Below are 18,852 nucleotides of genomic sequence, written 5' to 3' on the forward strand. Positions count from 1 at the left end.
GCGAAGTACGGGTCGGCTACGTCGTCGCCTTGGCCGTCCTGGTTGGTGTCGGTGGTCGACGCGGCCTGGGGTCCGCCCCACCTCGTGTCAGGCGATCATCAAACGCGCGGGGCGGGAACGCCCACGCCCTGGCCGGTCAACGCCCCGGCCTCCGTGTGCGTCCGCGCCATCGGCGCGGGGACGGTCGTCAGGCCCTTCGCCGCGGCGGCGGTCGGTCCACCGTTCCCCACCAGCGCGCTCTTGCCGGTCTCGCGCCCGTTGCCGCCGGCCGCGAGCATGGCGTCGGCCGCGACGACGGCGTCGTGGACACCGGTCTTCCCCGTCATCACGCACAGGGTGTACGTGACGTCCTCCAGCCGACGCGCCGTCTCCAGCGTCTCCTTCTCGGCATAGGCGATCTTCAGAGACGCGTAACGCGTCAGCAGTCTCCGGACAACCTTCGGGTCGGGCACGAGCACGGCGAGGGTTCCTCTCTCTATTTTCCGACCGTGTGCCCGGTGGCGGCCGATTCATTCACAACAGCGGCCCCACACAACCTCTTTGGCTCAACACTTTCTCCGTGGCGGTGTCCCGTCGCACCGGATCGGTGTACGGCACAGGTGTGCCCTGGAGGAACTCGGGCACTCGAAACTCCGGGCACGTCCCGTGGCCCTCGTGGCCGCTGGTACCGCAGGCTGTCGCACCGGAACCGCCAGGACGGCGGACGTCTGCGAATCCCCTGACAACTTCTGTAGAAAACCGCGAGAAACCTGTGCGGAAGGAATGGAACATGGCGACTTCCACGACACCGAAGTACACCGTCCCCGGCATCAGCACGCACGACGGCGGCCGGATCATCGACGTGCTGGGCAAGCGCCTGCACGCTCTCAACGATCTTTCCCTGACGCTGAAGCACATTCACTGGAATGTGGTGGGCCCGCATTTCATCGCCGTCCACGAAATGCTCGATCCCCAGGTGGACCGCGTCCGTGAGATGGCCGACGACGCCGCCGAGCGGATCTCGGCGCTGGGCGGCGTGCCGCACGGTACGCCGGGCGCCCTCGTCGCGGAGCGGACCTGGGACGACTACAGCATCGGCCGCGCCGACGCCATCGCCCACCTCGGCGCCCTCGACCTGGTCTACACGGGCGTCGTCGAGGACCACCGCGCGGCCGTCTCCGAGGTCGGCAAGATCGACCCGGTCACCGAGGACCTGCTCATCGAGCAGCTGCGCTCGCTCGAACAGTTCCAGTGGTTCGTCCGCGCGCACCTGGAGAGCTCAGGCGGTTCCCTGTCGCAGGGCGACGCCCACACGGAGCAGGACGCCGCGCGCTCGGCCGCCCGGTAGCGACGGGAGCGAGCGCGCGCGCAGTCGACGCCAGGAGGCCCGGACCGGAAACGGTCCGGGCCTCCTGGCGTCCCCATGTCCCAGGCCCTCCTGTGTCTCGGGCCGTCCTGGTTTCCTCGGCTCAGCCGCGCGCGATGCAGCTTCGTACGGTCGTACCGGAGGTCCCCGTGTGGACGCGGACGAGGTCCGAGACGACGTGCACGAGGAACAGGCCGCGGCCGCCGATCTGCTCGGGGCGCAGCGGGCGGCGGCCGGCCAGCGGATCGCTCAGCCGTCCCCCGTCCTGTACCTCGCACACGATCTGCTCGCTCTCGGCCCAGATCCGCAGGGTCCCCGAGCCACCGCCGTGCACGACGCTGTTGGTCGTGAGTTCCGCGACGACAAGGGCCAGGTCCTGGAGGCGGGCCGGTGTCATTCCGCGCTCCCGGGCCTCGCTCGTCGCGAAGTCGCGGGCGGCCGGCAGGCGTTCCGCGTCGAAGCGGACGGTGGCCGCTCCGGGCGGGTGGCGCAGCGTCTCGTTGCAGCGCTCCAGCACCGCGTCCGGATCGAAGGCGGGGCTGACACGCTCCCGGCCCTCGCTGATGACGACGGGGTGCGTGGCGTGCGCGTCGGCGATCACCTCGTCGGAGAGGGCTCGCGTGTCGTACGGGCAGAGAATCGTTACGTCATGTCCGTCGAACGCCCGGTTGATCAAGGCCTCGTGCTGGAGGCAGGCCGGGTACTCCGCGGCCGTACGCCCGTGCCACACGGGTTCGCCGATGATCCGGACCCGCCTCCCCCGGTGGGTGTCGGTGAACCGCCGCAGCACGGAGGGGATGATGCGGCCCGGGTTCCTGCCGTCCCGGGTCATGTCGATCCAGCGGACGCCGTCGCCGAGCGGCCCGAGTTCGCGTCGGATCAGGTCCAGACGGCGGCCCGGCACGGCCACCGCCACCGGTTCCGCCGCCGCTACGCCCTCCGCGACGAAGCGCGTCGTCGCCTCCACGTACTCACGGTCGCCGCGATAGAGGAGCGCCGGGTGGACGAAGGGTTCGTCGCACGGTGCCGTCGGCGTCACGACCCGGCCCCCGGGTTCCCGGAGGTGGCTCGCACGGCCGGTCCGGTCCTTCGGTGCGCCGCGGTGTCCCGTCCGTGCGCCGTCCTCCTCCCACCCGATCTCCACCGACTCACCTCGCCGACCGTTCTGCGTGGCAGGGGCCCGGCCGACCCGGTCCCGCCGCGTGGCCCGCGCCGTATCGGCCGTGCCTGGTCCTCACTTGCCCCGCTTTGCCCGCCGGAACCGTCCGGGTCTCCGTTCGAGCGTTGATACCGTCGGAGTGCATCCGAACGGTTCCACCGGCCGGAACGTCCGCCGGCCCGGAGCCGGTCGGGGCGCCCCGGACACGGATCTGAAGAAAGTTTCGAGTCGGGTGGCATGACTGGTGTGATGCGGGGCAGACGGGCCCTGGCATCAATTCCTTCGGACGATTTGGGGTGGGCGGCATGACAGCCGTGACGGCAGCGAAGGCAACGCACACGGCGCAGCTGGCAGCGACGACGGTGGAGAGCACTCTCCCGCAGATCGCCGAGCCGCTGAAGGTCAGCCCGAAGGACGCGCGGGAACTGTCCCGGCAGTTCTTCGACCGCCTCACGGTGCTCGAAGAGGGCACGCACGAATACCAGTACGCGCGCAACACCCTCATCGAGATGAACCTCTCCCTCGTCCGGTACGCGGCGGCGCGCTTCCGCAGCCGCAGCCAGGGCGAGATGGAGGACATCGTCCAGGTCGGCACGATCGGGCTGATCAAGGCCATCGACCGTTTCGAGCTGACCCGCGAGGTCGAGTTCACCTCCTTCGCCGTGCCCTACATCGTCGGTGAGATCAAGCGCTTCTTCCGTGACACCAGCTGGGCCGTGCACGTGCCGCGCCGTCTGCAGGAGGCCCGTGTCGAGCTCGCCAAGGCGACGGAGGAGCTGCGCACCCGCCTCGGCCGCACGCCGACCACGCGCGAGCTCTCCGAGCTGATGTCCCTTTCCGAGGAAGAGGTCATCGAGGCCCGCAAGGCGTCGAACGGCTACAACTCCTCCTCCCTCGACGCCGCGCTCACCGCCGACGGCGGCGCCGACGGCGAGGCCGTGCTCGCGGACTTCCTCGGTGAGGACGACCCGTCGCTGGAGCTGGTCGAGGACTTCAACTCGCTGGCCCCGCTCATCGCCGAGCTGGACGACCGCCAGCGCCGCATCATCCACATGCGTTTCGTCGAGGAGCGCACCCAGGCCCAGATCGGTGAGGAGCTCGGCATCTCGCAGATGCACGTCTCCCGGCTGATCACCCGCATCATCAAGCGGCTGCGCACGGGCCTGCTGGACCCGTCGGTCGCCTGACCCGCCCGCTCTTCACACCCGGTTCGACGGTCCCGTCGTTCCGCGCCAGGACTCCGGTCCGGCGTGGACGGCGGGACCTCGCCGTGTGCGGGTCCCTCTCCGCGGACGCAGAGGGTCCTGTGTATCCCCTTCGCACGCTCCTATTCCTGTCCTCGGCAACATTTTCCGGCTGCCGAAGAGTTATCTCTCACGCTTTGTTCACCACCCGCGTTCTGGGTTAGCCTGCGGCGTATTTTCTTGGCGGGACGACCCGCGATCCGCCGGAATTTCCACGGACAGGTGTGGGGGCCGCCGTGGGCCCGGCGTGGTTCCGAGTTCCGTGTCACGGGACTCCAGGGGAGCGGAACGAGGGTGGGCATGACCAGGGCAGCGAGCGGGACGTCCGTACGGACCCCGGGCGAACAGGAGTTGCGCCAGTTGCTGGCCGGCCTCACCGCCGTCCGCGACGGCGACTTCGGCACCCGGCTCCCCGACGAGGCCGGCGGTCTCCTCGGCGACATCGCGACCGTGTTCAACGGCATGGTCGACCAGCTGTCGGTGTTCACCAGCGAAGTCACCCGGGTGGCCCGGGAGGTGGGCACCGAGGGCACGCTCGGCGGGCAGGCCGAGGTGCCGGGCGTCTCCGGTACGTGGGCCGACCTCACCGACTCCGTCAACGCCATGGCCGGCAACCTCACCACCCAGGTCCGTGACATCGCGCAGGTGGCCACGGCGGTCGCCAAGGGCGATCTGTCGCAGAAGATCGATGTTCCCGCGCGCGGCGAGATCCTCCAGCTGAAGGAGACCGTCAACACGATGGTCGACCAGCTGTCCGCGTTCGCCGACGAGGTCACCCGCGTGGCCCGCGAGGTCGGCACCGACGGACGCCTCGGCGGCCAGGCCCAGGTGCCCGGCGTCGGAGGTGTCTGGCGCGACCTCACCGACTCCGTCAACTTCATGGCCGGCAACCTCACCGCCCAGGTGCGCAATGTCGCCCAGGTCACGACGGCGGTGGCCCAGGGCGACCTGTCCCAGAAGATCACCGTCGACGCCCGCGGCGAGATCCTCGAACTCAAGAACACCATCAACACGATGGTCGACCAGCTGTCCGCGTTCGCCGACGAGGTCACCCGCGTGGCCCGCGAGGTCGGCACCGACGGACGCCTCGGCGGTCAGGCCGACGTCAAGGGGGTCAAGGGCACCTGGCGGGACCTGACCGACTCCGTCAACTTCATGGCGGGCAACCTCACCGCCCAGGTCCGCTCGATCGCCCAGGTGGCCACCGCCGTGGCGAAGGGCGACCTGTCGCAGAAGATCACCGTCGACGCCCGCGGCGAGATCCTCGAACTCAAGGAGACCATCAACACGATGGTCGAGCAGTTGTCCGCGTTCGCCGACGAGGTGACCCGGGTGGCCCGCGAGGTCGGCACGGCCGGCAACCTGGGCGGCCAGGCCACCGTGCGGGGCGTCTCCGGCACCTGGAAGGACCTCACCGACAACGTCAACGTGATGGCGTCGAACCTGACCGGCCAGGTCCGCTCCATCGCGCAGGTGGCCACCGCCGTGGCCCGCGGCGACCTGTCGCAGAAGATCACCGTGGAGGCGAAGGGCGAGGTCGCCGCCCTGGCCGACGTCATCAACACAATGGTCGACACGCTGTCCGCGTTCGCCGACGAGGTCACCCGCGTAGCCCGCGAGGTCGGCACCGAGGGGCGTCTCGGCGGCCAGGCGCACGTGCCGAACGTGGCGGGCACCTGGAAGGACCTCACCGACAACGTCAACTCGATGGCCAACAACCTCACCGGACAGGTGCGCAACATCGCCCTGGTGACGACGGCCGTGGCCAAGGGCGACCTGTCCAAGAAGATCGACGTCGACGCGCGCGGCGAGATCCTCGAACTCAAGACGACCATCAACACGATGGTCGACCAGCTCTCCGCGTTCGCGGCGGAGGTCACCCGGGTGGCCCGTGAGGTCGGCAGCGAGGGCCGGCTCGGCGGCCAGGCCGAGGTGGAGGGCGTCTCGGGCACGTGGAAGCGGCTGACCGAGAACGTGAACGAACTCGCCGGCAACCTCACGCGCCAGGTCCGTGCCATCGCGGAGGTCACCAGTGCCGTCGCCGAGGGCGACCTGACCCGCTCCATCACCGTGGAGGCCTCGGGCGAGGTCGCCGACCTGAAGGACAACATCAACTCCATGGTGGAGTCGCTGCGTGAGACCACGCGCGCCAACCAGGAGCAGGACTGGCTCAAGACGAACCTGGCGCGGATCTCCGGCCTGATGCAGGGCTATCGCGACCTGGACGTCGTCGCCGACCTCATCATGGACGAACTCACCCCGCTGGTCGCCGCGCAGTACGGCGCGTTCTACCTGGCCGAGGAGACCGCGAAGGGGACGGAGCTGCGCCTCGTCGGCTCGTACGGTTACCCCGACGAGGACGGGCGCCCCACCCGGATCCCGCTGGGCCGTTCCCTCGTCGGTCAGGCCGCGCGCAGCCGCCGCGCCATCACCGTCGACGACGTGCCCCCGGGTTACGTCACGATCTCCTCCGGCCTCGGACGGACGGCGCCGACCGCTCTCGTGGTGCTCCCCATCGTCGTCGAGGAGCAGGTGCTCGGCGTCATCGAGCTGGCCTCGGTGACCCGCTTCACGCAGGGCCACCGGACCTTCCTGGAACAGCTGATGGAGACCATCGGCGTCAACGTCAGCACCATCGTCGCCAACGCCCGCACCGACGAGCTGCTGGGCGAGTCGCAGCGGCTGACCGCCGAACTCCAGGCACGCTCGGAGGAGTTGCAGGTCCAGCAGGACGAACTCCAGCGGTCCAACGCGGAGCTGGAGGACAAGGCCTCGCTGCTGGCGACCCAGAACCGGGACATCGAGGCGAAGAACCTGCAGATCGAGCAGGCCCGCCAGGAACTGGAGGCGCGGGCGCAGCAGCTGTCCCTGGCCTCGAAGTACAAGTCCGAGTTCCTCGCGAACATGAGCCACGAGCTGCGGACCCCGCTCAACAGCCTGCTCATCCTGGCCCAGTTGCTGGCGCAGAACCCTTCGCGCAACCTCACGCCGAAGCAGGTCGAGTACGCCGGGATCATCCACTCGGCGGGCTCCGACCTGCTGCAGCTGATCAACGACATCCTCGACCTGTCCAAGGTCGAGGCCGGCAAGATGGACGTCACCCCGGAGCGGGTGCCGCTGCGCCAGCTCCTGGAGTACGTCGAGGCCACCTTCCGCCCCATGACGTCGCAGAAGAGCCTGGACTTCACGGTCAGCACCGCTCCCGGCGCCCCCGTCGACCTCCTCACCGACGACTCCCGGCTGCGTCAGGTGCTGCGCAACCTGCTGTCGAACGCGGTGAAGTTCACCGAACGCGGGCGCGTCGAGCTGCGGATCGAACCCGCGGCGGACCAGGAGATCCCGCCGGGCGTCCGGCGCGGCGGTACCGTGGCGGCCTTCCGGGTCAAGGACACCGGCATCGGCATCCCCGAGCAGCAGTTGGAGACGATCTTCGGCGCCTTCCAGCAGGCGGACGGCACGACGAGCCGCAAGTACGGCGGGACCGGGCTCGGTCTTTCCATCACCCGGGAGATCGCCCACCTGCTCGGCGGCGCGGTCACCGTCGACAGCGTGCCGGGCCAGGGCAGTACGTTCACACTCTTCCTGCCGGTCGCCCGCCCCGAGTTCGAAGCACTGCTGGCGGGCGGCCGGAAGCCGGAGGGGGGCCCGGACGCGTTGGCGCCCGCGGAGCCCCGGCACGCGATCGCCGGTTCGGCCGGTCCGGCCCGTTCGCACCGGCGCCGACTGCTGGTCGTCGAGGACCGGCCGCGGGGTCTGCTGACGCTGGTCGCGGAGAGCGCGGTCGGGGACGTGGCGCGCAGCCGTGACGAGGGCGACGCGCGGGCGTCCGTCGACGTCGTCACCGTCGTCGGGGCGCAGGAGGCCGCGAGCGCGCTGGCCGCCGAGCCCTGGCACTGCGTCGTCCTCGAACTCGGCCCGCCGGGTGGGGAGACGGCCCGGTTCCTCGAAGCCGTCGAGGGCGACTCGGCTCTCGCCACCGTGCCGGTCCTCGTCCACAACGGCAGCCGCGTGGACCTCGCTCAGGAACAGGCGCTGCAGTCCCGCTCCGGCGCCCGCTCCCTGGAGTTCCTGTCCAGTCTGGACGAGTTGCGCGAGCGCATCGCCCTGCACCTGTCCGCGGAACAGCCGGGCGACGTGGTCCCGCTGGTGCGCGCCGAGGAGGCGAGGCGGCAGCCCGCGCAGCCGATCGACGACGCGTTCAGGGGCCGTACGGTGCTGGTCGTCGACGACGACGCCCGCAACCTCTTCGCGCTCAGCGGCATTCTGGAACTGCACGGCTTCCAGGTGCTGCACGCGGAGAACGGCAGGAAGGGCATCGAGACACTGCTGGCCCGGCCGGAGATCGCGTTGATCCTGATGGACGTGATGATGCCCGAGATGGACGGGTACGCGGCGACGGCCGAGATCCGGAAGATGCCGCGGTACGCGGACCTGCCGATCATCGCGGTGACCGCGAAGGCCATGCCGGGAGACCGGGAGAAGAGCCTCCTGTCGGGGGCCAGCGACCATGTCACCAAGCCGGTCGACACCAACGACCTGATCGCCTGTGTCCACCGCTGGCTCGGAGAGTGACATGGCGTTCGGCACCGACCGGTGCGGCCGGGCGGCGGGGGAACCCTCCGCTCCGGCGCCCCTCCCCCGCGCCTTCGGGCGTCCCCGCCGAGGAGCAGTCGCACGGTGAACAGTCCTGAGTCAACCGGCGCCGACGGCGACGACGTGTCCGGGACGTCGCAGGTGGAACGGGCCGTGGGATCCGCAGGCACGGGCCGGCCGTCTCCGGTCGGCCGGCTGGCGGCCACGGTCGAGCGGCTGCGCCGTGAGGTACGGGCGGCCCATCTGGAGGCCGACGGGCGCGCGCTGATCGAGCTGGCCAAGGGCATCCTGGTCGAGCGGTTGAGCTGCGGTCCCGCCCAAGCGGACCGTCAGCTGGCCGAGTTGGCCGCGCAGGCGAGGGTGCCGCGGCTGCAGCTCGCGGTCGAGATCATCAACCAGGCCGCGCACGACCGGCTTTCGGAGGTGACCAGCACCTTCCTCGCCGTCACGGCGGCTCGCGCCTCCGAGGACGACAGCCCCGCCGTGCGGCTGCGCGCCGCGGAGAGCGGCGCCCTGGCCGCGAACGACACCCAGGCGGTCGCCGACTCCCTGCTCCAGCACGCGCTGTCGCCGCTCGGGGCCGTCGCCGTGGCCATCTGGGCGGCCGGCGCGGACGGTTCGCTGTCGCTGGCGGGCAGCGCCGGGTTCCCTGCCGACGAGGCGAGACGCTGGCGCTACGTGCCACCGGGCGTGGCGACGATGGCGCGCCGCGCGCTGACCGAGGGGTCGACCCAGTGGGCCGCCTCGCTGTCCGGCACCGGGCTGCCTTCCATCGGGCACGCGGACCGGCCGGACGGCGGACGGGTGGCCGTCCCGGCCGGTTCCGGGGGCCGTGTGCACGGCGTGCTCGAGATCGCCTGGCCGTCCCCGCTGGCGCCCCAGCCCCCGCAGGTCGTGCGTCAGGTCGAGGCGCTGGCGGAGCTGTGCTCGCACACGCTGGAGACGCACGTGCCGCCGGGCGAGGACCGGGAGGCGCGCGGCTCCACCGAGGTCGCCGAACTGGTCGACCTGGTCGACGGGTTGCACGATCCCGCTCTCGTGCTCGTGCCGCACCTGGACGGTCGGGGGCGACTGGCGGACTTCCGCATCCGCCATGTGAACAGCCGGTTCCTCGACCCGGCGGGGCGGCCCCGGGGAACCGTCCAGGGCGCGCTGCTGCTGGAGGCCTACCCGATGGCCGCCGGGGACAGCGAGCTGTTCCAGTGCATCGAGCGGGTGTACGCGACCGGGGAGCCGTTCCGGGCTCGCCGGATGGACCTGACGGCGCTGGTCGACCAGGTGCCGCTGTCGTCGGTGGCCGACATCAGCGTCAGCCGGCACGGCGGGGCGCTGCTGTTCATCTGGCGCATCGAGGACGAGACCGCGCGGCTGGCGAGTCTGCTCCAGCACGCCCAACGGCTCGGCAGGATCGGCGGGTTCGAGGAGAACCTGCTGACCGGCGAGATCATCTGGAACGACACGCTCTTCGACCTGTACGGCCGCTCCCCCTCGGTCGGCCCGGTGCCGCTGGAGGAACTGTCCACGCACACGCATCCGGACGACGCCGTGACCATCGGCCGCTTCCTGCGTACGGTCCTGCACCATCGGCGGCCCGCGTCGGCCGCGTTCCGCCTGCAGCGGCCCGACGGGGTCACCCGGCACATCCGGATGGTGGCCGAGCCGGTGCTCGACGCCGAGGACCGGCTGTTCGTGGTCCGCGGCGCCTACCAGGACATCTCGGCCCAGCACTGGACCGAGGTCGCGCTGGCCGTCACCCGCGACCAGCTCGCGCACACCGAGCAGCAGGCCCACGAACGCAACCGGCTGACCCTCCAGCTGCAGCACGCGATCATGCCGCCCACCCAGGCTCCGCTGCGGGCGCCGGGGCTCGGCGTGGCGGTCCGCTACCGGCCGGCGGAGACCGAGCAACTGGTCGGCGGCGACTGGTACGACGCCGTCGTACTGCCCTCCGGTCTGGTCCTGCTGTGTGTCGGGGACGTGGCGGGGCACGGCATAGAGGCCGCGACCAGCATGGTGGTCCTGCGCAACGCACTGCGCGGACTGGCCGTGACGGGTGCCGGACCGGGTCAGCTGCTGTCGTGGCTCAACGCCGTGGCGCACCATCTGACCGGCGGGGTCACCGCCACCGCCGTCTGCGGGATCTACGATCCGCGCCGCCGCGTGCTCCGCTGGGCACGGGCGGGGCATCTGCCGCCCGTGCTGGTCCGTGACGCGGACGCCACCCCGCTCCCTCTGATCAAGGGCATCCTGCTCGGCGCCGTGCCCGAGGCGACGTTCGAAGAGGACGAGGTGCAACTGGCCGTCCACGACACCCTGTTGATGTTCACGGACGGTCTGATCGAGCGGCGCGACCGCTCGGTGGAGGTGTCGCTGCGCCAGCTGCTCCAGGCGGCGCGTACGACCTCCCGGACCCTGGACCACCAGCTCGACCGGCTGCTGACGTACAGCAGGTCCGACACGGACGACGACACCTGCATCGTCGGTATCCAGGTGGAGGAGGCAGGGCCCCGGGGCGGGGCGGAGCAGGCGGGGGACGAAGTCGACGGGGCCGGGGACTCCGTCGGCTGACGGGCGCCGGTCCGGGACCGGGAGAGTGAGGCGGCCCCGCCGACAGCCGGGGGGGGTGACTGCCTGCGGGGCCGCGAAGCTCGGGTCCGCCAGGGGGGATGGCGTCCTCAAGCTGTCTCAGGATGCTGGTGCCCCGCTCTCCGCGATGCATGCACACGAGTTTCCGCGCTTCTTTCCCCCGGATGGAGCAGCATGGCGCGGCCGGTGCGGGTACTAGGGAGGTCTCCGTCCGTCCTTCCCCAGGGGCCCGTCTTGATCACATCCGTGCGCCGAACGCTCGTCATGCAGCTCGTCACCGAGACGACGGGCCGTTCCCCGGTCATGGCTCATCTCGCGTATCGCGCCGACGACCCGTTCGCCGTCACCATGACCTTCAGCCACGACGGTCTGGTGCTCGCCCGGTGGCGGCTCGACCGCGAGATGCTGGCCGAGGGGATCGAGCGTCCGGTGGGTGAGGGCGACGTGCGTATCGGTCCGCGGGCCACCGGCAGCTGGCGGGAGGTGCGGCTGGAGTTCTTCGGCCGCCCGCACTCGGACGGCGGGCGGCAGCACGCGGTGGTCGTCGGGTGGGCTCCCGCGGTCCTGTCGTTCCTGGACGAGACGCACCGGATCGTCGCTCCCGGGGAGGAGCGGGTCTCCCTCGACGGGTTCCTCGCGGAGGTCATCGCAGGCGGCTGACGCGACCGGAACCGCCCGCCGGAACGCCGTCGCGTCGATCTCCGGGGCGCCCTGACCGTGAGAGCGCCTCGCATACCGCGCGGTGGCTGGTCAGTGGGCGAGTTCCCCCACGTGCGGCACCACGCGGGTCAGCCGCAGGACGCCCCACAGGACGAGGCCGGCCCCGGCCAGTTCCGGGAGCAGCCACCAGCCCGTGCGGATCGTCTCGCCGAAGAGGAAGACGCCGAGGAACAGGCTCACCGTGGCGTCGCCGATCGTGAGGGCGGGCTGCGAGGCGGCCAACGGGCCCGCCTGGAGGGCGTTCTCCAGCAGCAGGACGGCGCCGATGCCGGTCACGACGAATCCGTACGTCTGCCACACGCTCAGGAAGGCGCCGAAGCCGTCGTCCTCGAGGGTGCCCATGGCCGACTTCAGGAGCGCGGCGGTGAGGGCGTTGCTGATGGCCGAGGCCGATCCCAGCACGGCCGCGCGGAACAGCGGCGGACGTCCGGGGCGCGAGACCGCGACGGCGACGGCGACCGCCGAGAGGCACAGGATCAGCATCGGGATCCAGCGGGCCATGGGGGCGGACGTGTCCGCTCCCGACGGGTCGGCGGCGACGAGGACCAGACCGAGGCCGGCCACCACTCCCGCGACGGCCCACCATCCCGCGCCCGGGAGGCTGCGGTGCAGCAGCGGAATGGCGATCATCAGGGCGAACGGCAGCTCCAGGATGAACAGGGGCTGGACCAGGGACAGGGGTCCGTTCACCAGGGCGAGGGCCTGGAAGAGCGCCGCTCCGGCCACGCCGGCGATGCCGATCAGCCACGCGGGCTGGTGCGCGAGCTCCAGGATGAGCCGCAGTCCGCCGCCCTCGGGGACGCGGGCGGCCGCCTTGCGCTGGAACGCCGTCCCCATGGCGTTGCTGGCGGCTCCCAGCAGGGCGAACAGTACGGCCAGCGCTATCACCCCTCCACCATGCCCCGGGACGGCGGGCCGTGGCATCCCGGGCCCACCCGGTCGGGCGGGGCGCTCGCCGGGCGCTCCGGGACCTCGTGCGGAGCCGACGCGGCCCGGGGGTACGCGCCCTCGCTGCGGGGGCTGCGGATCGCGGCGGGCCGCACACACCAGGGTGAGGTGCCGAGTGCCGCCCTGAACCAGGAAACGGACCGTCGCCGGGGTCACCCCGAACGCGGTCGCGACCTGCTGTTCGGACAGATGCCAGGGGCGGCGCAGCCGGGCCCGTGCTTCGGGCGCCGGGAGAGGGGGCTTCCCGTCGCGACGGCGCGGATGGGACGGCACGGTCAGCGACTGGTACGGGAGGAGGCCGATCGTCATGACCGTAGGACAACCGCACTCCAGGTCATGTGACTGTCCGTTCGCGAATACACCCGTCCGCAGTAGCCGCCCGGAGCCCCCGCGGTCCACCAGGACGTCGAGTGGGTCAGTCGACGGTGACGACCACGGAGTGCCGGCCGCTGGCACCGTCCGGAATCGTCTGGGTGCGCTTGGCCGTCTGCACCCGGCCCGTGCGGTCGGTGGCCCGGACCGTGAGGGTGTGCCCGCCGCTCGTGGCCTGCCAGGGGAAGGACCACTGCCGCCAGGTGTCGACGGTGTCCTCGGAGGCCAGACGCGCCTCCTGCCAGGCGCCGTCGTCGACCCGCACCTCGACCTTGTCGATCCCCCGGTGCTGGGCCCAGGCGACACCGGCGACCATGACGGTGCCCGCCTTCGGTCGCGCGAAGGGCTTCGGGGTGTCGATGCGGGACTCGGTCTTGATGGGCGCCCTGCGCGCCCACTTCCGCTTCACCCAGTACGGGTCGTAGGCGTCGAAGGTGGTCAGCTCGATGTCCTTGATCCACTTGCACGCCGACACGTAGCCGTAGAGGCCCGGGACGAGCATCCGCACCGGGAAGCCGTGCTCGAAGGGCAGCGGCTGCCCGTTCATGCCCACGGCGAGCATCGCGTCCCGGCCGTCCATCACGTCGTCCACGGGACTGCCGATCGTCATGCCGTCGACCGAGCGGGCCACCAGCTGATCGGCCGGTCCGCCCTTGGACGGCGGCCGTACACCACATTCGGCGAGGAGGTCGGCGAGCCGCACGCCGATCCAGCGGGCGTTTCCGACGTAGGGCCCGCCGACCTCGTTGGACACGCAGGTCAGCGTGACGTTCCGCTCGATGAGCTCGCGCCGGAGCAGGTCGTCGAACGTGAACGTCATCGGGCGGGTCACGCCCTTGCCGTGGATCTTCAGCCGCCAGGCGGTCGCGTCCACCTTGGGGACCACCAGGGCCGTGTCGACACGGTAGAAGTCGCCGTTCGGTGTCACGAAGGGGCTGATCCCGGGGATGCGGAGCTGCGCCCCCCTCGGGATGGGCCTGGCCCGGGAGGACGCGGTCGGCAGCACCAGTTTGTCGCGTGAGGCGACCGCGTCCTGGCCACGGTCGCCGTTCAGCGAACGGCCCAGGGCTCCCGCTCCGGCCGAAGCAGCGGCCGCCGCGGTGGCCGCGATGATGAATCCGCGCCGGTCCCAGCCGGACTCCCTCGACGCGACGGCCGGGGCGGCAGCTCCGCCGGTCGCCGTGGAGTGGTTCTCGTCCGGCTGGGGGTCCGGCGCGGAGGGTGCTGGTCGGGTGACGGTGAGCCGTCCGACCAGCACGTACAGGAGGGCCGCGCCGCACAGTGCTCCGACCACCGACGGCAGGGCGTCGGTCCAGCTCGTGGAGTCGGGGCGGCTGAGCGCGGCGGCACCGCCGATGACACCGAAGAGGAGCACGCCCGCCGCCCCGGCACGGCGGTGGCGGACGGCGAACGCGCCGAGCACGCCGGCGAACAGGGCGAGGACGACCAGGATGCCCAGCTGGAGGACGAGCTTGTCGTTCGTACCGAAATGCCGGATCGCCCAGTCCTTCACGGCGGGCGGCGTGCGGTCGATGGCGGCGCCCCCGACGGCGACGATCGGGCCCGCCTCGGGGCGTACGAGCGCGGAAACCAGTTCGGCCATGGCGAGGGCGGCGAATCCGGCGAGAAATCCGCTCAGCGCACCGAGCGGGTAGCGCACCCAATTCTTCCGCGCATTCCGGTCCTTCTGTCCTGTCATCACGAGGGGAATCCGATTCCGACGGCCCGGCGGATTGGTCCGGACGGGAAATTCACCTCGTACGACCAATTCCGCCCGGCCGCGTCAGTGGGGCCCGTCCGACCGACCGTGTCGTCCCGGGCCGGCCCCTCACGCGCGGAAGCCGAGCAGCGCCACGGGGGTCGACGTGGGATGGGCCGAACCTCGTTCGGGTTCGACGGTGACGCCCAGTCCCGAGGCCGCGCCGATGTCGCCGTCGAGGACCACGGTGACGGGGTCGCCGGAGGCGCGGACGAGTCCGGCGGGCCGCATCACCCCGGCGTCGTTGAACCAGAGTTCGTACACGCGGCCCCGCCCCGGTGAGGGAACGGTGTCGGCGGTGAACAGGGCACGGTCCACCTGGTGCGAGACGACCAGACGGGCGGTGGCGTCCCCGGACAGCGGCAGGGACTGGGTCTGTGTGTCCGGGGCGGCCAACAGTGCGGTGACGAGGGCCAGTCGGTGTTCGGCCCGGGCCTGTTCGGCACCGGCCCGCTGGTTCTGCAGGACGCTCGCGCCGCCGAACGCGAGGGCGGCGGCGACGCAGGCCGCAAGGGTCCATCGCGCGGCGCGGTGCGAGCGTCCGGTGAGGGCCGGGATCCTCGTCCGGAGCACATGGGCCGGGACCTGTCGTGTTCCCTCGACGCGCGTCAGCACGTCCTGCCTGAACTCCCCGCGCGGGCGCACCGTCGCGGCCGCGGCGAGGCGGGCCGCGGTCTCTCGGAGTTCCTCCGCCTCGGTCGCGCAGACCGGGCAGGAGCCCAGGTGCCGCTCGAACTCTGCTCGTTCGGCGGGGTCCAGCGCGTCGAGCGCGTAGGCACCCATCAGCAGATGCGGGTCGTCTCTCATGACGACGCCCCGGAGACGGACGCGAAAGAGAAGCGACCGATGAACGCGGGGCGACCGGGCTCCGTCCCGGCCGGGAATGCACCTGCGAGAATTCCACGCGACATTCGGAGTCCTTTCCCGGCACACAGCCCATCACCGGTAATCCGCAGCCGAAGGGGCCGCGGATTGGTGTGCGATTCCGCACCGCCCGGGTGAAGCACCCCACGCCGGGCACCCGAGGGGTGGAGCCCCGTCGCCCCCTATCCCCGTGGTGGCGGGGCTTCGCGTCGGCCCGGCGGCACTGCCCACCCGGGCCGGCCGACGGAATGCGCGGCCGTCCGGAATGGAGGAGCGTGGTGGCATAAGGAGGAGTGCCATGGCCACGAAGGCCGCGCCCGGCGAGCGGGACGGTACGGACCGGGGCTGGCTGCGCGGCTCGCCCCCTCCGCGCTGGGTACGACTGCTTCCGATCGCCCTGCTGGTGGGCGTCTGCGTCGCCGAGCTCGCGACCGGTCACGCGCTGGACATCGGGTTCCTGCTGGGCGCCATCCCCTCGCTCGCCGTCCTGTCCTACGGGCCGGTGGGGACGGCGGCGTTCGGGCTGGTCACCGTGATCCTGTTGAACATCCCCGCCATTCAGCTCAACCGGCCGGGCGACGCCGACCTCCTCACCATCATCTTCATCGCCCTGCTCAGCGTTCTGGTGTCCCTGGTCCGCAGCCGCAGGGAACAGCATCTGGTCACCGTGCGGTCGGTGGCGGAGGCCGCCCAGCTCGCCGTGCTGCCCCCGCTGCCCGACCGGGTCGGGCCGGTGCGCTGCGTGGGTCTGTACCGCCCCGCGCAGCGGGAGACGCTGGTCGGCGGCGACTTCTTCGACGTGCGCGACGGTCCCTTCGGTGTCCGGGCCGTGATGGGTGACGTACAGGGACACGGACTGTCGGCGGTGGGGACGGTCGCGTCGCTCCTCGGGGCGTTCCGGGAGACCGTCCTCGACCAGCGCGACCTCGTCGACGCCGCGGCGCGACTCGACCGCAGGCTGGTCGTGGACTCGTCGGGGGCCGAGCACGCGGAGATGTTCGCGACCGTGCTGCTGCTGGAGTTCTCACCCGCGGCGGACGCCGTGCGGCTGGTGTCCTGCGGACATCCGCGTCCGCTGCTGCTGCGCGGCACGAAGGCCCTCGAACTCGACAGCGAGCCGGGGCCCCCTGTCGGCACGGGGTTCTTCGATCTGGCCCCTCCCGAGTGCCGCACCGTCGAACTGGAGCCCGGCGACCGGCTGTTCCTGGCGTCGGACGGCGTGAGCGAGAGCCGCGACCCGTCCGGCGCCTTCTACCCCTTGCCGGACCGCCTCACCACACTCGCCGACGAACCCACGAACGCCCTCCCCGAACGCGTCTGGAAGGACCTCACCACTTTCTGTCCCTCGATCCGCGACGACGTGACGATGCTGGCACTGGAACCGCTGCCGCCCGACCGGACGTGACCGGCCCCGGACCGGCCGGCCCATACCGTTCCCTCTCAGCGTGCCGCGTTCGCCGCGATGTCCCGTGCCGCGATGTAGCCGAACGTCATCGCCGGGCCGATCGTCGAGCCGGCGCCCGCGTAGCTGTGGCCCATGACGGCCGCGCTGGCGTTGCCCGCCGCGTACAGGCCGGGGATCGGTGTGCCGTCGGGGCGCAGGACGCGGGCGCGGGCGTCCGTGCGCAGGCCGCCCTTGGTGCCGAGGTCGCCCGGGACGATCCTGAAGGCGTGGAACGGGGGCAGCCACAGCGGGGCCAGACAGGAGTTGGGACGGACGGCGGGGTCGGTGTAGTAGTGGTCGTAGGTGCTGTCACCCCGGTGGAAGTCGGGGTCCCTGCCGTTCAGGGCCTGGCTGTTGAAGCGGTTGACCGTGGCGCGGAGGGCGGCGGCCGGGACACCGATCCGGCCGGCGAGGGCGTCGAGGGTCCACTCCTTGTACGCGGCGCCGGAGGTGTACCAGGAGTCGGGGAACGGGAACGTGGGCGCGACGTCCTTGAACAGGTAGCGGTTGCGGTAGTTCTGGTCGACGACCAGCCAGGCCGGGATGTCCGGCGCGTTCGCGTTCCGCTCGTACATGGTGTGTACGACGTCGCTGTAGGGCCCGGCCTCGTTGACGAAGCGCGCTCCGGCGGCGTTCACCAGCAGACCGCCGGGCAGGGTGCGTTCGGCGAGGCAGAAGTAGGGCTCCTCGGGGAGCGGGATCGCGGGGCCCCACCACGCGTCGTCCATGAGGTCGAGCGCGGCTCCGGCTCGCCGCCCCGCCTGGATGCCGTCACCGGTGTTCTCCTTGGCCCCCACCGTCCAGTCGGTCCCGATGGGCTGCCGCTGGTACTGCGCGCGCATCGCGGCGTTGTGCTCGAAGCCGCCCGAGCCGACGACGACGGCGCGCCTGGCCCGTACGAGGCCGGCCGCGCCGTCCCGGGTGACGACGGCGCCGGTGACGGCGCCGTTCTCGACGAACAGGTCGGACAGCGGGGTGTTCAGCCACACCGGGACCTGGGCGGCGAGCAGTCCCGCACGCAGGCCCGCCGCCAGGGACTGGCCCATCGTGAGCGGTTTCTGCCCGAGCAGCGCGGCCTTGGTCCCGCGGGCCAGGCACGCCGTGGCGACAGCCGCGCCCTTCGCGCTCACGGCGGCGAGGGTGAGCCACTTGTAGTCGGCGCTGAAGACGACCATGCCGGCCGGGACGGCCATGTACGCCGGGTTCAGCCGGGCGAGTTCGGCGCCGAGGATGTTCCCGTCGAGCTGGTCGGGCTCCATGGAGCGGCCGCCCGGAAGGCCGCCGGGCAGCTCGGGGTAGTAGTCGCTGTACCCCTCCATCCAGCGGAAGCGCAGCGGGCTGTTGGCCAGGACGAAGGAGATCATCGCGGGCCCGTGGCCGAGGAAGGCCGCCTGCCGGTCGGCGGAGACGTCCGGGCCGACGACGGCCGCGAGGTAGGCGGCGGCCTTCGCCGGGTTGTCAGGCACCCCGGCGGCGAGGATCACCTCGTTGTTGGGGATCCAGATACCCGCGCCGGAGCGCGCGGCCGAACCTCCGAAGGTGGCAGCCTTCTCCACGACGACGCAGGTCAGTCCCTGTTTCGCGGCGGTCAGGGCGGCGGTCATGCCCGCCGCTCCGGAGCCGACCACGACGACGTCGTACGTGCCCAGTGCGGGCAGGTCCGCCGCCGTGGCACCGGTGGCCGTGGCGAGTCCGGTGGCGAGCGCGAGTCCGGTTCCCGTGGCCGCGCCGAGCACGCGGCGCCGTGACGGGCGGGGCGCGGGGGCGGAGTCGGCAGGTCTGGCGGGGTCGGTGTTCGAGGACATGGCAGATCGCTCC

At 71.7% G+C, this 18,852-nt stretch carries 11 protein-coding genes and 1 pseudogene; 6 read left to right on the top strand and 6 right to left on the bottom strand.

Annotation, left to right across the window (positions count from 1 at the left end; genetic code table 11):
- Positions 1-266 precede the first annotated feature (266 nt).
- Positions 267-458, bottom strand: a pseudogene (locus tag AB0C62_RS33205) (DUF5133 domain-containing protein); the annotation flags it as partial.
- Between the two features lie 311 nt (positions 459-769).
- On the opposite strand from AB0C62_RS33205, the gene AB0C62_RS33210 reads away from it, so the two are divergent.
- Complete coding sequence (locus AB0C62_RS33210) at positions 770-1,327, top strand: DNA starvation/stationary phase protection protein (RefSeq protein ID WP_362979573.1); 558 nt, start codon at positions 770-772, stop codon at positions 1,325-1,327.
- Between the two features lie 121 nt (positions 1,328-1,448).
- On the opposite strand, the gene AB0C62_RS33215 is transcribed toward AB0C62_RS33210, so the two are convergent.
- A complete protein-coding gene (locus AB0C62_RS33215; RefSeq protein ID WP_362979673.1) occupies positions 1,449-2,384 on the bottom strand; it encodes a sensor histidine kinase in 936 nt (311 codons plus the stop codon).
- 425 nt (positions 2,385-2,809) lie between these two features.
- On the opposite strand from AB0C62_RS33215, the gene AB0C62_RS33220 reads away from it, so the two are divergent.
- From AB0C62_RS33220 to AB0C62_RS33235, 4 genes are all read left to right on the top strand, one after another.
- Positions 2,810-3,691, top strand: a complete 882-nt coding sequence (locus AB0C62_RS33220) for an RNA polymerase sigma factor SigF (protein ID WP_362979575.1) — start codon at positions 2,810-2,812, stop codon at positions 3,689-3,691.
- Between the two features lie 357 nt (positions 3,692-4,048).
- A complete protein-coding gene (locus AB0C62_RS33225; RefSeq protein WP_362979577.1) occupies positions 4,049-8,320 on the top strand; it encodes a HAMP domain-containing protein in 4,272 nt (1,423 codons plus the stop codon).
- A gap of 162 nt (positions 8,321-8,482) precedes the next feature.
- The gene (locus tag AB0C62_RS33230; protein ID WP_362979675.1) at positions 8,483-10,909 is read left to right on the top strand and encodes a SpoIIE family protein phosphatase; all 2,427 of its coding nucleotides are present in this window, start codon (positions 8,483-8,485) and stop codon (positions 10,907-10,909) included.
- 252 nt (positions 10,910-11,161) lie between these two features.
- Positions 11,162-11,587, top strand: a complete 426-nt coding sequence (locus AB0C62_RS33235; RefSeq protein WP_362979579.1) for an SsgA family sporulation/cell division regulator — start codon at positions 11,162-11,164, stop codon at positions 11,585-11,587.
- A gap of 90 nt (positions 11,588-11,677) precedes the next feature.
- Here AB0C62_RS33235 and AB0C62_RS33240 read toward each other — a convergent pair whose 3' ends face one another.
- The 3 genes from AB0C62_RS33240 to AB0C62_RS33250 form a co-directional block, all read right to left on the bottom strand.
- Positions 11,678-12,535: a DMT family transporter gene (locus tag AB0C62_RS33240; protein ID WP_362979677.1), complete on the bottom strand. Its 858-nt coding sequence runs from the start codon at positions 12,533-12,535 to the stop codon at positions 11,678-11,680.
- Between the two features lie 475 nt (positions 12,536-13,010).
- A complete protein-coding gene (locus AB0C62_RS33245; RefSeq protein WP_362979581.1) occupies positions 13,011-14,666 on the bottom strand; it encodes a sulfite oxidase in 1,656 nt (551 codons plus the stop codon).
- 129 nt (positions 14,667-14,795) lie between these two features.
- Positions 14,796-15,533, bottom strand: coding sequence for an anti-sigma factor (locus AB0C62_RS33250; protein WP_362979583.1), 738 nt, complete (start codon positions 15,531-15,533; stop codon positions 14,796-14,798).
- A gap of 355 nt (positions 15,534-15,888) precedes the next feature.
- On the opposite strand from AB0C62_RS33250, the gene AB0C62_RS33255 reads away from it, so the two are divergent.
- Positions 15,889-16,995 carry a PP2C family protein-serine/threonine phosphatase gene (locus tag AB0C62_RS33255; protein ID WP_362979585.1) on the top strand — a complete coding sequence of 369 codons (1,107 nt, stop codon included), beginning with the start codon at positions 15,889-15,891 and terminating at the stop codon, positions 16,993-16,995.
- A gap of 35 nt (positions 16,996-17,030) precedes the next feature.
- On the opposite strand, the gene kstD is transcribed toward AB0C62_RS33255, so the two are convergent.
- Positions 17,031-18,839: a 3-oxosteroid 1-dehydrogenase gene (kstD, locus tag AB0C62_RS33260; RefSeq protein ID WP_362979587.1), complete on the bottom strand. Its 1,809-nt coding sequence runs from the start codon at positions 18,837-18,839 to the stop codon at positions 17,031-17,033.
- Between the last annotated feature and the right edge of the window lie 13 nt (positions 18,840-18,852).

The sequence above is a fragment of the Streptomyces sp. NPDC048643 genome, from assembly GCF_040650615.1.
Taxonomy (GTDB): domain Bacteria; phylum Actinomycetota; class Actinomycetes; order Streptomycetales; family Streptomycetaceae; genus Streptomyces.

What these genes read in the sequence shown, in the direction of transcription:
- AB0C62_RS33210 (WP_362979573.1), top strand. Translation starts at nt 770, where the DNA reads ATGGCGACTTCCACGACACCGAAGTACACCGTCCCCGGCATCAGCACG.
- AB0C62_RS33220 (WP_362979575.1), top strand. Translation starts at nt 2,810, where the DNA reads ATGACAGCCGTGACGGCAGCGAAGGCAACGCACACGGCGCAGCTGGCA.
- AB0C62_RS33225 (WP_362979577.1), top strand. Translation starts at nt 4,049, where the DNA reads ATGACCAGGGCAGCGAGCGGGACGTCCGTACGGACCCCGGGCGAACAG.
- AB0C62_RS33245 (WP_362979581.1), bottom strand. Translation starts at nt 14,666, where the DNA reads ATGACAGGACAGAAGGACCGGAATGCGCGGAAGAATTGGGTGCGCTAC.
- AB0C62_RS33250 (WP_362979583.1), bottom strand. Translation starts at nt 15,533, where the DNA reads ATGAGAGACGACCCGCATCTGCTGATGGGTGCCTACGCGCTCGACGCG.
- AB0C62_RS33255 (WP_362979585.1), top strand. Translation starts at nt 15,889, where the DNA reads ATGGCCACGAAGGCCGCGCCCGGCGAGCGGGACGGTACGGACCGGGGC.
- kstD (WP_362979587.1), bottom strand. Translation starts at nt 18,839, where the DNA reads ATGTCCTCGAACACCGACCCCGCCAGACCTGCCGACTCCGCCCCCGCG.